This is a genomic window from Pyruvatibacter mobilis (genome assembly GCF_012848855.1).
Classification (GTDB): domain Bacteria; phylum Pseudomonadota; class Alphaproteobacteria; order CGMCC-115125; family CGMCC-115125; genus Pyruvatibacter; species Pyruvatibacter mobilis.
The window spans coordinates 1,186,849-1,204,034 of the sequence record NZ_CP051630.1 but is presented as its reverse complement, the minus strand read 5'-3'; the positions used below and the strand labels follow the sequence as shown (position 1 = coordinate 1,204,034).

The following is a 17,186-nucleotide window of genomic DNA, read 5'->3' as shown; positions in this document are numbered from 1 at the left end:
CCAGACGCCGCCAATTGCACCGGGGCCATTCTGCCCCTTGGACCTGTGTCAGGCTTTCAGGTTCCGGCTTCCCGGCTTGATCGCCGGAATCGCGGCAAGTGCATCAGGCAACTCGTCCGGGGCATAACTCGGCACATCCAGTTGTGCCAGCGGGATCATCGGCACGCCCAGATCCGCTTTGCCTCCTGACCGGTCAACAAAACAAGCCGCCGCAACAGGATTTCCGCCAGCTTCGCGGATCGCTGCCAGGCACTCACGCGAGGACAGGCCGGTCGTGACAATATCCTCGACCATCAAAACCCGCGCGCCGGGCGCCAGGACGAAGTTGCGCCGAAACACGAACTTGCCGTCTTCACGCTCCGTGAACATGGACCTCAGCCCCAGCTGACGTGCCATCTCGTACCCCGGGATAATCGCCCCGACCGCCGGCGCGACAACGACATCAATGCCATCACCCAGCTGCGCCCGCACCTTGCCAGCGAGCGCGGCAGCAAGCTTCGCCGTGCGTGCCGGGTCCATAAAGACCTTGTTCTTTTCCAGGTAGGTATCCGAATGCCGTCCGGACGACAGGATGAAGTGACCTTCGAGCAAGGCGCCGGCAGCGCGGAACTCGTCAAGAACCTGGTCGAGGCTGAGGGCTGAATCTGTCATGAAGCGCTCAATAGCAAACCGTGCAGGACCTGCAAATAGCATCCGCTACCCATAGACGCGCTTGGCAGCCGACACGGTCTTCAGGCCACGCAGCGCTGTCAGAAGCCGCTCGAGATGCTTGGCATTCTCCACCCCGATATCGACAACCATTTCATAGAAGTCGGGCTTTCGGTCGGTGGTGATGAGATTTTCGATATTGGCGCCATGCTTGCCGGTCACCGTCGCGACATCCCCCAGCGCACCGGGAGAGTTGGCAAGCGTCAGCACCACACGCGCCGGAAACAGGCGATGATCGTCCGGGTCGATATCCCAGGACATGTCCAGCCAGCGCTCCGGCTGTTCGTCGAACTCGGCAAGTGACGGACTATCGATCCGGAAGACTTCCACACCTTTGCCCGGCTGAGAGATACCAACAATCCGGTCTCCCGGAATGGGCATGGAAATAGGTGACAGGATCACCCCGGTTCCGGGCCCGGCTCCCGTGATGGGCACAGCATCCGGACGCCGGCGCGGCATCTGGCCCTCAGCCCGCGCCTTGCCCGCCGCGGCAGCTACCGGCGCACCTTTCATGCGCGGTCGGCGGGAGCGCTTTTCCGGCTTGAAGTGTTTCATCATCGCCTGAACAACAGCGTCCACGGTCAGGCTGGACCGCCCGAGCTGTTCAAGCAGGTTGTCCAGCGTTGTCGATGGCAGATCGTGCAAGGCCACTTCGAGGGCGGCTTCATCACAAGGCAGTCCCTCTGCCCGCAAGGCGCTCTCAGCCAGCCCACGACCCAGGCGGATGTGTTCATCCCGCTCGGCCCGGCGGCGATGAGCCCTGATTGCCAGCCGCGCTTTGCCGGTCTTCACAATGTCTTCCCACCCGCGCGGCGGCACCTGCTGCTCGGTGGTAATGATCTCGACTTCATCACCATTGTGCAGCTCTGAGCGCAATGGCACGTGCCTGCCGTTCACCTGCGCACCAACACAGCGATCACCAATGTCCGTATGGACCGCATAGGCAAAGTCGATCGGCGTCGCCCCAGTCGGCAAGGCAATCAGACGCCCCTTAGGCGTGAAGCAGAAGACCTGGTCCTGGAACATTTCGAGCTTCGTATGCTCGAGGAACTCCTCAGGTGTTGCCTGGTCAAGCATCTCAACCACCCGGCGCAGCCAGCGGAACGGCGCAACAAGTTCGTCCGAAGCGGCAATATTCTTTTTCGGGCCGTTCTCGACATAGTCCTTGTAGAACCAGTGCGCGGCCACGCCGTACTCGTCCACCTCGTGCATTTCCAGCGTCCGGATCTGCATCTCCACGCGTTCGCGCTCGGGCCCCACCACAGTCGTATGGATCGACCGGTAATTGTTGCCCTTGGGTGTCGAAATGTAATCCTTGAACCGTCCGGGAACCGCCGGCCACGCCGAGTGAAGGACACCAAGGGCCCGGTAACAATCATCAACATTCTCGACGATCACGCGGAAGCCGTAGATGTCCGACAGCTGTTCAAGCGAGATGGACTTGCGCTCCATCTTCCGCCATATCGAATGCGGTTTTTTGGTTCGGCCTGATACCCAGGCCTCGATACCGACAGTTGCCAGCCTGCGGCGGATTTCATCCGCAATGCGCACCACAAGCTCGCGGCTTTTCTCCTGCTTGAGGTCCAGTCGCGATTTAACGGCAGCCCGAGCCTCAGGATAAAGCTCGGCGAAGGACAGGTCCTCGAGCTCGTCACGAAAGTTCTGCATCCCCATGCGCCCGGCAAGCGGCGCATAGATATCCATGGTTTCCTGGGCAATGCGGCGCCGGCTGGAAGGTTTCTTGATGTGCTCAAGGGTGCGCATGTTATGCAGCCGGTCAGCCAGCTTTACCAGCAGCACACGCACATCCTTGGAGATCGCGAGGATCAGTTTACGGAAGTTTTCCGCCTGCTTCGTTTCCTCACTGGTGAGTTCCAGTCGCGTCAGCTTCGTGACGCCATCCACCAATTGGGCAATCTCTTCTCCGAAAAGGCCGGAGATCTCATTGTGGGTGGCATCCGTATCCTCGATCGTGTCGTGCAGCAGCGCGGTCACGATGGTGGCAGGATCAAGCTTGAGGTCCGTCAGGATGCCGGCCACCTCGAGCGGATGCGAGAAATAAGGATCACCCGAGGCACGCTTCTGCGAACCGTGCATCTTCATCGCGTACACATAGGCCCGGTTGAGCAGGCCTTCATCCGCAGTCGGATAATAGGACTTCACGCGCTCAACCAGCTCATACTGGCGGATCATCGGGCGGTTCGGGCGGTCAGCGCCCGCTTTCAACGGATCAGGGAGAATCTCGGGGACCTGAGCAAAAGGCGCATGGCCCTCGCTGGGGGTCACTCCGGACGGTCCGGCACCACTGCCGTTCGTGATGTCGGATGTGGCAGAACCACCGGCGGCTGCAGGATCAGCCACCTCTGCATCAGCTTCTAGCGCGCGGCTCCTGGCCGGCGGCTTGCTGGGCCTAGAGGTCCGGGTATTCCTCATCTTTGCCAGGCTGGCGCTCTGCGGTCTTGTCGCCTGCATCATGCAGGGCGCGCAGCAGATCCTCGTCACTCATTTCACGGCTGCCGAAGCTGTCGCCTGCGGGCACGTCATCGGCGCGCGATTCCGTACCAAGCTGCAGCGGCGCCGCAGACGGGTCCTCGGGCAGATCTTCGTCAGTTTCAGTAAACATCGAATGGCGCTGCAGACCGGCAATCAGATCCTCGCGCAGATCCTCGCAGTCCACCGTTTCTTCAGCGATTTCACGCAGGGCAACAACCGGGTTCTTGTCGTTGTCGCGATCAACCGTCAGGGCCGCCCCGGACGACATCGCACGCGCGCGGCGCGCGGACAGCAGCACCAGCTCAAAGCGGTTCGGCACCTTGTCGATGCAATCTTCAACAGTCACGCGAGCCATGTATCGTCTCCTGCTTGGCGCATGGTCAGGCCCCTGGTGGGAACGGCCTGATAGGGCGTTTCAACCAGCCGGTTCGGCGGAAAACCGCGATTCCTAGCACCGGATGAAACAGACGCAAAAACCCGCACCAGGACGCTCGACCTTCAGGCATCCGGCGGGATCAGCTGATGTCAGACCGAAATACGTAGCCGCTGCACCGCACAAAAGCAAGAAAAACCTAAGCCTACCGGCGGCTTACAGCGACAGCCGGACGCAGCGGGTTGCGGACCTTTCTGGCAGTGCGAGACCGTGCAGGGCTTCTCCCACCGTGGGGCCCGCGCTCCCCCATGGCCGGAATGCCGGGGCAATATCCGCCAATGGTTCCAGCACGAAGGCCCGGAGATGCATCCGCGGGTGCGGCAGCATCACGGCCGGCAGCCCTTCTGTCTCCTGCCAGCTGCCTCTGACCTCTCCAAAACTCAGAAGATCGAGATCAAGCACGCGCGGGCCCCAGCGAAGGCGCCGCCGGCGTCCAAGCACCCACTCAACGTTCAGAAGGTGATCCATGAGCACCTGCGGCGCGTACGGACTTCTGACTTCCCAGACACCATTGAGGAACTTTGGCTGCCGCACACCACCCCAGGGATCGCTTTCATAGAGCTGTGATCCGGCCACGACACAGATGCCCCTCCGGGCCAGCAACAGGCGCGCAGCCTCGAAGGTAGCCCGAGGTGTACCAGCCGGCCCGGACAGGTTGCCACCATAGGCAATAAAAATTCGTTGGTAGGACATTGACTTTGTTTGATCTTTGATCTTTTTCATTCGCCCCCAGTTAGAGATTCATCCCGGCGTGCGGCCTTTGACTGGATGAATCCATTTCAACGGAGAGACTTTTGATCATTCGCCCCACCGAGCGCGTTGCGCTTTTCATCGACGGCGCAAATCTATACTCAGCCACCAAGGCACTTGATTTTGATATTGATTATAAAAAGCTTCGCGCTGAATTCACCTCCAAGGGAACGCTTATCCGCGCCTTTTACTACACGGCCCTCAACGAGGAAGCGGATTACTCGCCCCTGCGCCCGCTGATCGATTGGCTGGACTACAACGGCTACACCATGGTCACCAAACCGACCAAGGAATTCACCGACAGCCAGGGCCGCCGCCGCATCAAGGGCAATATGGACATCGAGATCGCAGTGGACGCCATGGAGATGGCGGAACACATCGACCATATGGTCCTGTTCTCTGGTGACGGCGACTTCCGTTCTCTCGTCGAAGCCGTCCAGCGCAAAGGCGTCCGGGTAACGGTCGTCTCCACCATCAAGTCGCATCCGCCGATGATTGCCGACGAGTTGCGCCGGCAGGCCGACAGCTTCGTTGAATTGCTCACCTTGCAGGATGCCATCGGCCGGAATGCTTCAGCCCGTCAGCAGACGCCCGTCGATGACGACGAAGACGACGATGATGACGAATACTACGACTATGAGGATGACGTGGATGCTGACTATGATCCGGCATGAGTCGCCGATCAGCATCCATCGCCCCTGACATCCCCCCTGCCCCGGAACCACCAGCGGACTGCCCCCACTGTCCGCGCCTTGTTGCGTTCCGGCAGGACAATCAGGCCAAGTTTCCGGACGGGCACAACGGCCCTGTCGTCTCATTTGGAGATGACGGGGCCCGCCTGCTGATCGTGGGCCTTGCTCCCGGATTACAGGGGGCCAACAAGACGGCGCGGCCCTTCACCGGCGATTACGCCGGCGACCTCCTCTATGCGACCATCGAAAAATTCGGCTTCAGCGAGGGTACTTACCAGGCCCGACCAGACGACGGGCTCAAGCTCCGGGGCGCGATGATTTCAAACGCAGTTCGCTGCGTCCCCCCACAGAACAAACCGACCCCGGCAGAAATCAATACGTGCCGCGCCTTCCTCCGGGGACGCATCGATGCACTCCCGTCACTCACCCACATGCTGGCCCTGGGCCGTATCGCCCATGAAAGCGTCCTGCGCATGTATGGCCGAAAGCTCAAGGATCACCCGTTTGCCCACGGCGCGCGTCACGAGCTGGGTGGGGTTACTCTTTTCGACAGCTACCACTGCTCCCGCTACAACACGAATACCGGTCGCCTGACGACCGAGATGTTCGAGGCCGTATTTGCTCAGATTACGGATGATATGAACGCAAGCCGCTGAGGCCTAACCACGCTCACGCATGAGCCTGGCCTTGTCGCGCTGCCAGTCCCGTTTTTTCTGTTCATGGCGCTTGTCATGCGCCTTGCGCCCGCGTGCAACCGCCAGCTCGAGCTTTGCCCGGCCACGGTCATTGAAGTAGATCTTCAGGGGAACGAGCGTCATGCCGTCACGCTGAATAGCGGCGTGCAATTTCGCCAGTTCGCGCGCGTGCACAAGCAGCTTGCGCGGACGGCGTGGCGCATGATTGAACCTGTTGGCTGCTTCGTAGACCGGGATGTAGCTGTTGATGAGGTAGAGCTCGCCATTCTCGATCGACGCATAGCTTTCGCCGATATTAGCGCGCCCTTCGCGCAGCGCCTTTACCTCGGTGCCCTTCAGCTCAATACCTGTCTCGAGCGTATCACCGATCTCATAGGCATGGCGCGCCTTGCGGTTGTCGGCAGCAATCTTGATCTGAGCTGCCGCGCCCTTCTTCTTGTTCGACGGTGCCATGCCTCTGAAATTCCTGATTTTCTCAGCCGTTCAACAGACCGGCTTCGGCGAGCGCTTCACGCACTGTCATGCGGGCCTCTTCTGACGCCGCAACGAGCGGCAGACGAACACTTTCAGCCGACTTGCCAAGCAGGCTTGCAGCGAACTTAACGGGGGCCGGGCTGGTTTCGCAGAACATCGCCGTATGCACATTAATCAGCCGATCCTGGATCTCCAGCGCCTTCGCGTAGTCGCCTTCGAGGCTGGCATTCTGCATCTGCGCACACAGCGCCGGCGCGATGTTGGCCGTTACCGAAATGCACCCCACACCGCCCATTGCATTGAAGGCCAGTGCGGTTGCATCCTCGCCTGAAAGCTGGATGAAGTCTTTGCCGATGGCTGCCCGGGTGAACGCAACGCGCTCCAGCTTTGCCGTTGCATCCTTCACACCAACGATGTTGTCGTGACGCGCGAGCCGGCTCATCGTCTCGACGCTCATGTCGATAACGCTGCGGCCGGGGATGTTGTAGATGTAGAGCGGGATATCCGCGCTGTCGGCAATGGTCATGTAGTGCTGGTAGAGCCCTTCCTGCGACGGCTTGTTGTAATAGGGCGTCACCACGAGAACCGCATTTGCGCCGGTGTACTGGGCATGCTGCGTGAACTTGATTGCCTCGGTGGTCGAGTTGGAGCCGGCACCCGCCATCACCGGAATGCGGCCAGCTGCCTGTTCCACAACAACTTCCACCACACGCATATGTTCCGCGTGGCTCAGCGTCGGGCTTTCGCCGGTGGTGCCGCAGGGCACGATGCCGTGAGTGCCTTCTTCTACGTGCCAGTCCACCAGATCACGCAGCTTTTTCTCATCCACATTCTCCCCGTCAAAAGGAGTGATGAGAGCAACAATAGAGCCTTTGAACATCTGTCTGGTTCCTGGAACAAAATGGTATGCGCGCGGTTATGTCTGCGCTGATAGCACCCTGTGCAAGGTGAAGGCGCGGACATTATGGGAACGCGCCGCGGCCTGCAACGGGAGATCACCTATGCGGTCGTGCCGGAGCAGGCCGCCTTCCATACGCCGCCCACAAATAAACCGTCCCCGCTGCGGAGAGTGCCCCATCACAAAAATGCATCAAGCAGCGGCCACAATCTTAGGTTAAGAATCACCGGCTGGACCGGTCAGCACACCCCACAGAAAAACCGCTCCAGCGCCCCTTGAACCGGGGATTTCCCCCAAACCCACAGGACCACCCATCTTGTATCCGGCGACAGCCCCCCGCCCCCTTTTTCATTCTGCCCTGCGTCGGGCAGCCCTCACGATGACCGCGTGTGCCGTCCTGGCTGCCACGTCGCTCGCTGCGGTGCCTGCCAAGTCTCAGGCCGTCCCATCCGCGCGCCCCGCTAGCCCGGCCATCGATCCAAATGCAACCGTTCCTCTGCCGGGTCTTACGCTCACCTATGCCGACTACTCCTTGATCCAGTCGGCCCTGGCTGACGCTCAGGCTGACCGTTGGACAGAGGCAAATGAAGCTGCCGCACGCATCACGGACCCGGTGGCCACCCGCGTCATTCATTGGCTCCGCCTGCAAGACCGCAACAGCAGCGCAACATATACGGAAATTCTCAGGTTTCTTGGCGACAATCCTGATTGGCCACGCAGGGCACGCCTTGAGCGCCGGGCCGAAGAGGCCATGCTGGAGGAAACGCCGGATGCCGCATCGGTATTGGCCTGGTTTGACCTCAACCCGCCGGTTACCGGCGAAGGCAAGATCCGCTTCGGCGAAGCCCTGATCCAAGCCGGCGAGACCGAACGCGGCCGCGACCTGATCCGTGACGGCTGGATCAGCCACGACTTCGACCGAACGCGGGAAGCCCAGATTGTCCGGCAGCACGGCAACACCCTCCGCCACGAAGATCATGTCGCGCGCCTCGATCGCCTGTTGTGGGACAATGACGCAACCGACGCCCGCCAGATGGCTAGGCTGGTTGGCCAGGAACATGCGGCGCTCGCCGAAGCCCGTATCAGCCTCGTGAAACGCAGCCGCGGAGTGGACGGCGCTATCGCCGCCGTGCCGCCCAGTCTTGTAAACGACCCGGGCCTGCTTCTTGAACGCGCCCGCTGGCGCCGCCGCAACGGGACGCCTGAAACCGCCGTCCCCCTCATTCTCAAGGCACCAACCACAGCCGAAGAGATGAAGCGGCCCGAAGAATTCTGGCGCGAACGGCACCTCCATGCCCGCCGCCTCATCAAGGAAGGCGACTACAGGACCGCCTATGACCTCGTGCGAAATCACGGCATGTCTTCCGGCGTGGCTTTCGCCGAAGGCGAATGGCTGGCAGGCTGGCTCGCCCTGAGGTTTCTCAAAGACCCCACAAGCGCCTATTTCCACTTCCGCACGCTGATGAACAACGTCTCATCGCCCATCAGCAAGGCCCGCGCTGCCTATTGGGCAGGCCGCGCCGCCCAGGTCGACGGCCGCAAGGAGGATGCCGCCTTCTACTACCAGCGTGCCTCGGAGTACGACACGACATATTACGGCCAGCTCGCCCGCCAGTCGCTGATTGGCGGCAACCCGGTCATCCATGTCTCCGGGACGCCCACGTCAGCGCCCCAGAACTTCACATCCTCCTCCGCGGTCGCGGCCATGAAGATGCTCCACGCATTGGGTGAGGAACGGTTGGTGACGTCGTTCTTCTATCACCTGGCCCGCTACTTCGAGGACCCGGCCGACCTGGCCGCCATGGCGGAATGGCTGCGCACTGCTGGTCGGCCCAACCTGTCGGTCCGCACGGCCAAGATTGCCGCCCAGCGCGGTATCGAGCTGCCAGAGCACGCCTATCCCACTAATGCCCTGCCCAATGTGAGTTCCGCCGGTTCTCCGGTCGAGCGCGCGCTGGTGTTCGGCATTTCACGGCAGGAGAGCGAGTTCAACCCGGCAGCCATATCCCGTGCCGGTGCGCGCGGCCTCATGCAGCTTATGCCTGGAACGGCCAAACGCACCGCCAACGCCTATGGCCTGCCTTACGACGGATCCCGCCTCCTGACTGACCCGGCTTACAACGCCCAAATCGGCACCACCCATTTGGGCGACCTCCTGGATGAGTTCGGCGGCTCTTATGTGCTGACGATCGCCGCCTACAATGCCGGCCCCCACCGTGTTGCCGAATGGATCAACACTTACGGTGATCCGCGCACACCGGGCATCGATCCCATCGACTGGGTAGAGCAGATACCGTTCTCGGAAACCCGCAACTATGTACAGCGGGTGCTGGAGAACACACAGGTTTACCGATCACGTCTCGCGGGCAAACCTGTTGACCTGAAACTGGTGGAAGACCTCAACCGCGCCCGCGCAGTCCCTGCCCCTGCGCCTGATGCAGTGCCTGTGCCCAGTACGACACCCGCCGACCCGGCAAGAGACACGAACGAACGCTGATCAAACGGGGCCTATCAGCCCCAACCGCTCGGCCACGCCGAACACGAAGAGCGCGAGACTGGCCAGAACGCCCAGCAGCGGAACAACGAGGGGGACTCGGAACCCGACCGAGCCTCCCTCGACCGCCGCACGCGCATGACGCCGTCGCAAGACCAACAGCGCGATGTTGACCGACGCAAAGACCAGCATAACCGCGAGGCTGGCATAGGACGCAAGCGTCTCGATAGGCAGTAACAGCGCAAACACGAGAATGATTGCCCCCGTGCACAGGATCGAATGATCCGGAGTGCAGGTCCGCTCATTCACATGGGCAAGCCAACGCGGCAGCCGACCCAGATTGGCCATTCCGTAAATCAGCCGCGATGCCATGATCATCTGGATCAGCGCCCCATTGACCACAGCCAGTATCGCAATCGAACTGAGTATGGCCGGATCGCCGCCTCCCACACTGAACACCAAGGCCAGGGGCGCATCGCTCGCTCCCAAAGCTTCCGTCCCTACACTGAGGATCGAAACTACAGTCAGAGTGATGTAGAGCAGCGTGCTGACGACAAGTGTTACCAGAATGGCCATCGGCAAATTCCGGTGCGGTCGCCGCACTTCCTCCGCCATATTGACGATGTCCTCGAAGCCGATGAATGCGAAGAAGGCCAGGACGCTTGAGGAGATCACCGCAAGCCAGACCACACTGTCCAGCCCGGGCCACATGTCAGGAAGGCTCGCAGGAAACTCCGCCAATGAAGGTGCTGCCGCACCGATAACCAGCACCAGGCCACCGACCTCGATCAACGTGGTCACCGCGACAATGCGCATGGACTCCGCAACGCCCCAGAAGGTGATCAGAGCAAGTAATCCGACAATCCCGACAAGGGCCATCCACCCCGGAACGGCAACCAGCTCATTGAGATATCCCACAAATCCAAGGAGCACCGCTGCCGACGATGTAATGCCGGAGAAAGCAACCAACAGGCCCACTGCCGTCGTTGCACCCGCGGTGCCGAAGGCAGCATCGACATAAGTCGCCTCGCCGCCCGCCATGGGGTAGCGCGTCCCAAGCTCTGCATAAGAAAGGGCTGACAACCCGGCAAGAACACCAGCAAGCAGAAAGGCCACCGGTGCTGCCATGCCGGCAACCGCGACCACTTCTCCCACGAGCACGTAAATGCCCGCGCCAATTGTGACGCCCACCCCATAAAGCGACAGGAGATAGGGGCCGATTGCTCTTTTAAGATGAGGATGATGGTCGGTCATGCAGTACCCCCCGGCGACCTGTCAACGCAGCAAATGCAAGCGCCATTGATGTGGAGCCTGCTTCACAGACATGGACAAGTCTAACGGAGGGTCAGCCCGGCGCCATGCGCCAGATCATTACTGCTGGGCAGCAGACACGATCATGCAATCAGCAGCGCTTATGCCCAGCGACGTGCAGGCAGCGGACGCTTGCGGCAGGCTTTCGAACCCGCCAATGCGCAGGCGATGGAACACGCCCCGCGTGCCCAGATCGACCGGCTGCACATAAAGGGTATGCTCCGACAGGGCGGATGCATATTGCTGGTTGGCCTGCTCAAATCCACGCTGAGCGTTTTCTGCAGACGAAAACGAGCCGAGCTGCAAGGCAAAGCCCGGATCTGCCTGAAGCGCCACTGGCGCGATGTCCGAGCGGGCATCCGCCACGGCGGCATTTCGGCCCGGCAAGATGCTCTTGGGGCCCATGGCCGGCACCGGCTGACGGGTGGCGCTCGGCGGAATGGCTGCGGTGATGACCGCATCGCCCTCATCAACAGCAATCACAGCTTCAATGAGCGAAGTCAGCATCTCCCGATCATAGCTCTCAAGACTGTTGGCCGCGATGTCTTCAGCCTTGGCCACAGTCGACATCGACAGGATCAATGCAACAAGAAGCATCGCCGCGAGCACCGTGTTGAGTGCCTCACGGGACGCAACAAGGCGACCGAACCGGATGGTGTGCAACTGGGCGAACATGGGGCCTCTCCCCGATATGGAAGTCTGGCCTGTATGCTCAGCCAACGGGGTAAAGGAAGTGTTGCCGGATTAGAAACATTTCGCAGGCTGCCCCGCCCCTGCACACACCCTGTCCCTGCCATTAAACTGATTGTAAGGTTACGCGGTAAATCCTTTGCCAACCTTCGGTGAGATCTCGACTTCAGGGGAAACCCTCATGCGCGTTCTGGTGACAGCCGCCCTGGCAAGCCTGCTGGCTCTTTCGGGCACAGCCATCTTCGGCTCCGCTCTGTCGGGCCCCGCTCATGCGGCCGCTTCTGCTGTGGTCATCGATGCGCGGAGCGGCAGTGTGCTGCACGCCGACAACGCCGACACGCGCCAAAATGCCCCCGCTCTGCCAAAGCTGATGACCATCTTCCTGATGTTCGAAGCTTTCGAAGCCGGCACCGTCAAACCCGAAACAAACATCTTCGTCTCCGGCACAGCTATCCGCCAGCCTCAGCCGACCCTGGGCCTCAACCACTTTGACACGATCAGTGCGGGTGATGCCCTCAATGCTCTAGTCACGGTCAATGCCAACGATGCGGCCGCTGTACTGGCTGAGTTCCTGGCAGGTTCGGAAGCGCGCTTCGTCGCTCAGATGAACGCCAAGGCCAAGGAGCTCGGCCTTACCCAGACCCGTTTCGCCAATATCTCCGGCGCACCGCACCCACAGCAATTCTCGACGCCGCGTGACATGATCCTGTTTTCCCTTGCCCTGATGCGCACCCATCCTGAGCGCGCCAAGGGACTTGTCGGCACCAGCTTTGCCTGGAAGGGGCGCACCTATCAGGGCCCGCAGAGTTTCCTCAGCGCACTGTCGGGCAACAGTTCCGCCAATCTGGGCGGTACCCAGCCCGCCCCCACGGTCAATCGCGCCAAAAGTACGCGCAGTGGCGACCGTGATGTGATCGCCGTCGTCTGGAACGCAAATTCACCGGAAGATGCAGATCGCATGATCGTGGCATCTCTCACCGCGGCGCAGGCGGGGAAAGCCGTTCCCGCCCCGGCCATCGCAGCTCCCACGCCGGCCGGAGGCACACTCGTAGCGGGCAATTGGGGCATCCAGCTTGGTGCTTTCTCTACCGAAGCTGCTGCCCGAGCACAGCTCACAGCAGCGCTGCAAACAGCACCGGAATTGGCACAGGCCAACCTTGTTGTCTCGCCCCTGTCCCGCCCGTCGGGCACGCTCTATCGCGCCCAATACAAGGGGGTGGATGAAGCAACGGCCCGGCGCATCTGTACCGCCATTAAGGGCGCAGGCGCAGCCTGCATTCCGCTTTCAAGATAAGATCAAGGGATAGAAGGTCAGATCAGGCCGACAGCCTCGGCTGTCAGCTTGGAGCACAGGCCTGATGACAGGGCCGGCACGGACATTTCCAACCGGTTCAAGCTGTCGCTATCCGCATACTGAAATGTCATCGGACAGTCCGGATAAGCACGCAAATGCGCGTCCCCACGATGCAGAACAACCATGTTGTGATGACGCGGATCAGCTTCGAGCCGATCAAGAAGGCCAATCACCGCCATACGTGGGCCCTCGACGAGTTGGATGAACCCGCCCCGGCCGGCAAGTAGAATGCCTGTAATATTGTCGCGAACATTGTTGCGGCGGGCGGCTTGCACCAGGTTAGAGATATCACCCGGGCTGCATGGCCGATCAATATCACTGACATATGCTAGCTGGCAGAGAGCCATTTTCGCCTCGCATCCTGCTGAAGCCGGTTCCCGACAAACCGTTCCAAAAGGATGCGCCCGAATGGTTTCCGAAAGGTAAATTTCCACGCCTCCCGGGGAAAACCGTCCGTCTTCGGAGCAAATAAAATCAGTAGAGGACGTCGCCTATCGGCTTCAGCGGTTCCGGTACATCATCCATCCCAATCATCTGCTTGAGATCGATTTCGATGGTAGTCGACAGAGCCGAGACCGGAACGTCGTGAACGCCGCCTTCAAACGGATCTTCCGTCGAGTCACTCACCTTCTCCATGATGTAGAAAACCCAGGAGATGAGCATGACAAAAGGAACAAGGGCGAACATGTAATCGTCTGCGATCCACCCCACCAGATTGTGCTGGCCGACCTCTTTCTGGAAGGCATCCAGAAATCCGAACGGCAGCAGCACCACGAAGAGCCAGGTAAAGACAGTTCCAAAAAAGGCGATCTGGCGCGGAAACGGCGTCTTGTCGATACGCTCGCACTTGCCCTGACTGTCATAGAAACGACTGATCATGTCAGTCATGGCAACTTCCCGATAGGTATCAAGCTGACCATCCAGAGTGAGATCACGAATCTCCGCTCCCTGGAGTCGAAGAATCTGTGTCGCCGGATTGGTGCACTTCTCAACGATCTCGATTTCTTCACTCTCGAGATAGCGCAGATAGCTTTCCTTGCGCTGATGAAAGTCGTGATGCTCCATATCGCGGCGGTAATCGAAGATGCGGGTTTCCTGCTTCACCTTGAGCCGCGTGGTGATGCGCAGCTGGTAGGCCAGTGCGTTCACCCAGGCGATGTGGCGCCGGATCAAGTCGCGCTGCGCCCCGTGGTCAACCCGCCCGCTCTCGTCATGAACGAGATGGCAGACCATGTTTCCCCAGCTGCGGCTGTCATTGATAATCGCTCCCCAGATCTGACGCGCTTCCCACCAGCGCCCGTAGGACGAGTTGCTCTTGAAGCCGAGATAGAGCGCAACCGCAATGCCGATTGTCGACACCGGCAGAAAGGGAACCGCGAGGAACTCGGCATCCTGGAACTTGAACAGATAGACAATCAGCCCTGACCAAAAACCCACAGCCAGCAGAAAACGCCATGAATCATTGAAGACATGAGAAGCACGGATGTTACGGCGGACATACATGGAGAACCCGCTCCGGATCAGTCAGAAGAAAAATGGTGAACCCGTCTACTCGGCAGCCTTGGAGCCGACGCTTTCCTGAAAGCCCTCGCTCGTGTGAGTGCACAACCCATGCACCACACCGTCGGCAATCGAGTAAACCCACCCATGCACCTGCACCTTGGAGCCGCTGGCCCAAGCATTCCGCATGATGGTGGTATTGGCAACGTTCCGCACCTGCTCAATCACGTTGAGTTCACACAGGCGATCCGTCTTCTCTTCCTCGGTCATCGCCTTCTTGAACTCATCGTCATGCAAACGCGCGACGTCGCGGATATGCACGAGCCAGTTGTCAATGAGACCGTGATTGACGTCCTCCATCGACGCCTTGACGCCGCCGCAGCCATAATGCCCGCACACGATGATGTGTTTCACGCCGAGCACTTCAACCGCATACTGAATAACCGAGAGACAGTTGAGGTCAGACGGCACCACGACATTTGCGATGTTGCGGTGGACGAAGACACCGCCAGGGGGCAGGTCAATGATTTCATTGGCCGGAACCCGGCTGTCCGCGCAACCGATCCAGAGGAACTCAGGCGACTGTTGTTTTGCCAGCGTGCTGAAGAACTCGGGATTGATCTCCTTGATACGCTGCGCCCAAAGGCGGTTGCGCGCAAACAGGTCTTCGATCTGCGTCATGTCTCTGTCAATAATCCGTCATGTCATGTGATGTACGAAACTATATGACCCACCCTGCTGCCGCTTGGCCAGCCCCTATTCATTCACCCCTGCGCTGAACACTTTACGCCCAGCGGACCAGGTCTCCAGCACCCGGATAGAACCAATCTCATCCTCCGGCACCTTGCGGGGGTCTTTTTCAAGGATCACGAAGTCTGCAAGTTTGCCCGGCTCCAGCGAGCCAACCTCATGGTCCGAATGACACTGCCATGCGGCCACGCGCGTGAGGGACAGGATGGCCTCCTCGACCGTGACGCATTCATCGCCATTGAGGCGGTGGTCCGGGGCCTTCCACATCCGGCGGGTCACCGCATTTTCAATGCACCGCAATGGCCCCATCTCTGACACCGGTTCATCCGAGTGCATCGTCCAGGGAATACCAGCCTGCTGAACCGACTTCGCACGCCCAAGCAGGCTCGCCTTCTCAGGCCCGAAAATCTCATCCCGGAATGCCTGCCCCCAATAATGCACATGACCAATGAGAAAACTCGGTGACAGGTTCATCTCCTTGATGCGTGCGATCTGCTCGTCGTGCAGGATCGAGCAATGCTCTATGCGGTGACGCATGTGCCGCGGCGCACCGGCCTCGAACGCGGCCTCGAAGGCATCCAGAGCGTTGTCGATGGCCTGGTCCCCGTTTGCATGGACAACTACTTGCCAGCCTTGCTTGGCCCTTCGCGTCACCTTCTCCTTCAGATCGTCAGCCGCCACATAGGCGAGCCCCCTGTCCTCACGCCCCAGATAGGGTTCACGTTGCAGACCGGTGCGGCCCTGGTTCGAGCCGTCTGAAACGATCTTCCAACCCGTCGCGCGTGCAAAGGCATTGCCGGTTCCAAAGCTGACATTCACATCGCCACTGTCCCAATGGCTCTCCAGTGCATCGAACAACGAGTAGCGCAACCGCGCAGTCATATGTCCGGACTCGGAGAATGCCTTGAAGGCCGCAAGCTCATTGGGGCCCTGGAAGCCTCCGGTCGCCTGATCGCAGAAAGTGGTGATACCCACTTCATTGGCGCGATCACATACGTGCTTGCATGCCGTCGGCACGTCATCAAGCGCCATCGCCGCCAGATTGTGCACCATCACCTGGCTGAATGCCGCGCCGCCCTGCATCACCCCGTTGAGCGATCCGTCCGCGTTCCGCCCAAAGGCTGCGCCATCGGGGTCAGGCGTGGACGCGTCCAGCCCTGCGATGGTCAGTGCCGCGGTATTGCAATACGCAATGTGAAGCGAGGCGTTGAAGATGAAGACGGGAACATCTCCTGTCACCGGGTCCAACATGTCGCGTGTGAGGACATCCGGCCCGTCCTGCAACGATGGATCGAACTGGCGGCCCATAACCCAATTCCCCGGAGCCGCCTGCGACGCCAGCAGACCCATGCGCGCGATGACATCGTCAACACTCCCGCATTCCAGCGCTCCCACATTCTCCATTCTGCTCAACATGGCGATGGGGAAGAAATGCATGTGCGGCTCGATGAAGCCTGGCAGGATCGTGCGGCCGCCAGCGTCAAGGATGGTCGCGGTATCAGGAACTGCCGCCCGTACTTCCTCCAACGTGCCGACCGCAAGAATGCGGTCACCATCAATGGCCATGGCTTCTGCAACAGAAAATCCGGCGTCAGCCGTTATGATGGTGGCATTCGCGAAAACTGTAAGACCAACCGGACGCTTGGGCTCACCCAAGCGTTCACTCGACCAGGCCGCCGGATTGGCAGCTGCTGCCATATGTGGCAGCGAGAGCATCCCCAATTCACCCATGACCGGCGCACAACATGGGCACCCAAAGCGGTCATCCGCCTGCGTATGATCATCGTCACGGCAAGTGCCTTCCGAACAGGCATCGTGACCTGCGTTGTCGCAGCGCCGTGCCTCCGAGATTGTTTCAGCCATTGCCTTGCCCCCTTGATGCTTTTTCTGGTTATGCTCATGCAGGAATGTGCCACGCTTGGGATGGCGTGAGAAACACAAGAA

Annotated in this window: 16 protein-coding genes; 4 read left to right on the top strand and 12 right to left on the bottom strand. The window is 60.2% G+C overall.

Annotation, left to right across the window (positions count from 1 at the left end; all coding sequences use genetic code 11):
• Window positions 1-48 precede the first annotated feature (48 nt).
• The 4 genes from pyrE to folK form a co-directional block, all read right to left on the bottom strand.
• Complete coding sequence (pyrE, locus tag HG718_RS05680; protein WP_160587696.1) at window positions 49-651, bottom strand: orotate phosphoribosyltransferase; 603 nt, start codon at window positions 649-651, stop codon at window positions 49-51.
• A 45-nt stretch (window positions 652-696) separates the two neighbouring features.
• A complete protein-coding gene (locus tag HG718_RS05675; RefSeq protein ID WP_160588131.1) occupies window positions 697-2,901 on the bottom strand; it encodes a RelA/SpoT family protein in 2,205 nt (734 codons plus the stop codon).
• 217 nt (window positions 2,902-3,118) lie between these two features.
• Complete coding sequence (gene rpoZ, locus HG718_RS05670; protein WP_160587695.1) at window positions 3,119-3,556, bottom strand: DNA-directed RNA polymerase subunit omega; 438 nt, start codon at window positions 3,554-3,556, stop codon at window positions 3,119-3,121.
• A gap of 234 nt (window positions 3,557-3,790) precedes the next feature.
• Window positions 3,791-4,357, bottom strand: coding sequence for a 2-amino-4-hydroxy-6-hydroxymethyldihydropteridine diphosphokinase (folK, locus tag HG718_RS05665; RefSeq protein WP_160587694.1), 567 nt, complete (start codon window positions 4,355-4,357; stop codon window positions 3,791-3,793).
• Window positions 4,358-4,431: 74 nt separating this feature from the next.
• On the opposite strand from folK, the gene HG718_RS05660 reads away from it, so the two are divergent.
• Window positions 4,432-5,058, top strand: a complete 627-nt coding sequence (locus tag HG718_RS05660) for a LabA-like NYN domain-containing protein (RefSeq protein WP_205345745.1) — start codon at window positions 4,432-4,434, stop codon at window positions 5,056-5,058.
• A complete protein-coding gene (locus tag HG718_RS05655; RefSeq protein WP_160587692.1) occupies window positions 5,055-5,732 on the top strand; it encodes a uracil-DNA glycosylase in 678 nt (225 codons plus the stop codon). Before HG718_RS05660 ends, HG718_RS05655 begins: the two co-directional genes overlap by 4 nt.
• Before the next feature lie 3 nt (window positions 5,733-5,735).
• Here HG718_RS05655 and smpB read toward each other — a convergent pair whose 3' ends face one another.
• Both smpB and dapA read right to left on the bottom strand, forming a co-directional pair.
• Entirely contained in the window at window positions 5,736-6,224 is a 489-nt protein-coding gene (gene smpB, locus HG718_RS05650; RefSeq protein ID WP_027837719.1) for an SsrA-binding protein SmpB, read from the bottom strand.
• A 22-nt stretch (window positions 6,225-6,246) separates the two neighbouring features.
• Window positions 6,247-7,125: a 4-hydroxy-tetrahydrodipicolinate synthase gene (gene dapA / locus HG718_RS05645; RefSeq protein WP_160587691.1), complete on the bottom strand. Its 879-nt coding sequence runs from the start codon at window positions 7,123-7,125 to the stop codon at window positions 6,247-6,249.
• Between the two features lie 397 nt (window positions 7,126-7,522).
• Between dapA and HG718_RS05640 the strand changes: the two genes are divergently transcribed.
• Entirely contained in the window at window positions 7,523-9,640 is a 2,118-nt protein-coding gene (locus HG718_RS05640) for a lytic transglycosylase domain-containing protein (protein ID WP_160587690.1), read from the top strand.
• On the opposite strand, the gene HG718_RS05635 is transcribed toward HG718_RS05640, so the two are convergent.
• Together HG718_RS05635 and HG718_RS05630 are read right to left on the bottom strand one after the other, a co-directional pair.
• Window positions 9,641-10,891, bottom strand: coding sequence for an APC family permease (locus tag HG718_RS05635; RefSeq protein WP_160587689.1), 1,251 nt, complete (start codon window positions 10,889-10,891; stop codon window positions 9,641-9,643).
• A gap of 117 nt (window positions 10,892-11,008) precedes the next feature.
• Window positions 11,009-11,623: an SPOR domain-containing protein gene (locus HG718_RS05630; RefSeq protein WP_160587688.1), complete on the bottom strand. Its 615-nt coding sequence runs from the start codon at window positions 11,621-11,623 to the stop codon at window positions 11,009-11,011.
• A 196-nt stretch (window positions 11,624-11,819) separates the two neighbouring features.
• On the opposite strand from HG718_RS05630, the gene HG718_RS05625 reads away from it, so the two are divergent.
• On the top strand, window positions 11,820-12,932 hold the full coding sequence (locus HG718_RS05625; RefSeq protein WP_160587687.1) for a D-alanyl-D-alanine carboxypeptidase family protein: 1,113 nt from the start codon (window positions 11,820-11,822) through the stop codon (window positions 12,930-12,932).
• A gap of 17 nt (window positions 12,933-12,949) precedes the next feature.
• Here HG718_RS05625 and HG718_RS05620 read toward each other — a convergent pair whose 3' ends face one another.
• From HG718_RS05620 to HG718_RS05605, 4 genes are all read right to left on the bottom strand, one after another.
• Window positions 12,950-13,426 carry a BLUF domain-containing protein gene (locus tag HG718_RS05620; RefSeq protein ID WP_160587686.1) on the bottom strand — a complete coding sequence of 159 codons (477 nt, stop codon included), beginning with the start codon at window positions 13,424-13,426 and terminating at the stop codon, window positions 12,950-12,952.
• Between the two features lie 40 nt (window positions 13,427-13,466).
• Window positions 13,467-14,495 carry a bestrophin family protein gene (locus HG718_RS05615; RefSeq protein ID WP_160587685.1) on the bottom strand — a complete coding sequence of 343 codons (1,029 nt, stop codon included), beginning with the start codon at window positions 14,493-14,495 and terminating at the stop codon, window positions 13,467-13,469.
• A gap of 45 nt (window positions 14,496-14,540) precedes the next feature.
• Complete coding sequence (gene can, locus HG718_RS05610; RefSeq protein ID WP_027837715.1) at window positions 14,541-15,173, bottom strand: carbonate dehydratase; 633 nt, start codon at window positions 15,171-15,173, stop codon at window positions 14,541-14,543.
• 75 nt (window positions 15,174-15,248) lie between these two features.
• On the bottom strand, window positions 15,249-17,105 hold the full coding sequence (locus HG718_RS05605; RefSeq protein WP_205345672.1) for an amidohydrolase: 1,857 nt from the start codon (window positions 17,103-17,105) through the stop codon (window positions 15,249-15,251).
• Window positions 17,106-17,186: the final 81 nt, after the last annotated feature.

What these genes read in the sequence shown, in the direction of transcription:
- pyrE (WP_160587696.1), bottom strand. Translation starts at nt 651, where the DNA reads ATGACAGATTCAGCCCTCAGCCTCGACCAGGTTCTTGACGAGTTCCGC.
- HG718_RS05675 (WP_160588131.1), bottom strand. Translation starts at nt 2,901, where the DNA reads ATGATCCGCCAGTATGAGCTGGTTGAGCGCGTGAAGTCCTATTATCCG.
- rpoZ (WP_160587695.1), bottom strand. Translation starts at nt 3,556, where the DNA reads ATGGCTCGCGTGACTGTTGAAGATTGCATCGACAAGGTGCCGAACCGC.
- folK (WP_160587694.1), bottom strand. Translation starts at nt 4,357, where the DNA reads ATGAAAAAGATCAAAGATCAAACAAAGTCAATGTCCTACCAACGAATT.
- HG718_RS05655 (WP_160587692.1), top strand. Translation starts at nt 5,055, where the DNA reads ATGAGTCGCCGATCAGCATCCATCGCCCCTGACATCCCCCCTGCCCCG.
- smpB (WP_027837719.1), bottom strand. Translation starts at nt 6,224, where the DNA reads ATGGCACCGTCGAACAAGAAGAAGGGCGCGGCAGCTCAGATCAAGATT.
- dapA (WP_160587691.1), bottom strand. Translation starts at nt 7,125, where the DNA reads ATGTTCAAAGGCTCTATTGTTGCTCTCATCACTCCTTTTGACGGGGAG.
- HG718_RS05640 (WP_160587690.1), top strand. Translation starts at nt 7,523, where the DNA reads ATGACCGCGTGTGCCGTCCTGGCTGCCACGTCGCTCGCTGCGGTGCCT.
- HG718_RS05635 (WP_160587689.1), bottom strand. Translation starts at nt 10,891, where the DNA reads ATGACCGACCATCATCCTCATCTTAAAAGAGCAATCGGCCCCTATCTC.
- HG718_RS05630 (WP_160587688.1), bottom strand. Translation starts at nt 11,623, where the DNA reads ATGTTCGCCCAGTTGCACACCATCCGGTTCGGTCGCCTTGTTGCGTCC.
- HG718_RS05625 (WP_160587687.1), top strand. Translation starts at nt 11,820, where the DNA reads ATGCGCGTTCTGGTGACAGCCGCCCTGGCAAGCCTGCTGGCTCTTTCG.
- HG718_RS05615 (WP_160587685.1), bottom strand. Translation starts at nt 14,495, where the DNA reads ATGTATGTCCGCCGTAACATCCGTGCTTCTCATGTCTTCAATGATTCA.
- can (WP_027837715.1), bottom strand. Translation starts at nt 15,173, where the DNA reads ATGACGCAGATCGAAGACCTGTTTGCGCGCAACCGCCTTTGGGCGCAG.
- HG718_RS05605 (WP_205345672.1), bottom strand. Translation starts at nt 17,105, where the DNA reads ATGGCTGAAACAATCTCGGAGGCACGGCGCTGCGACAACGCAGGTCAC.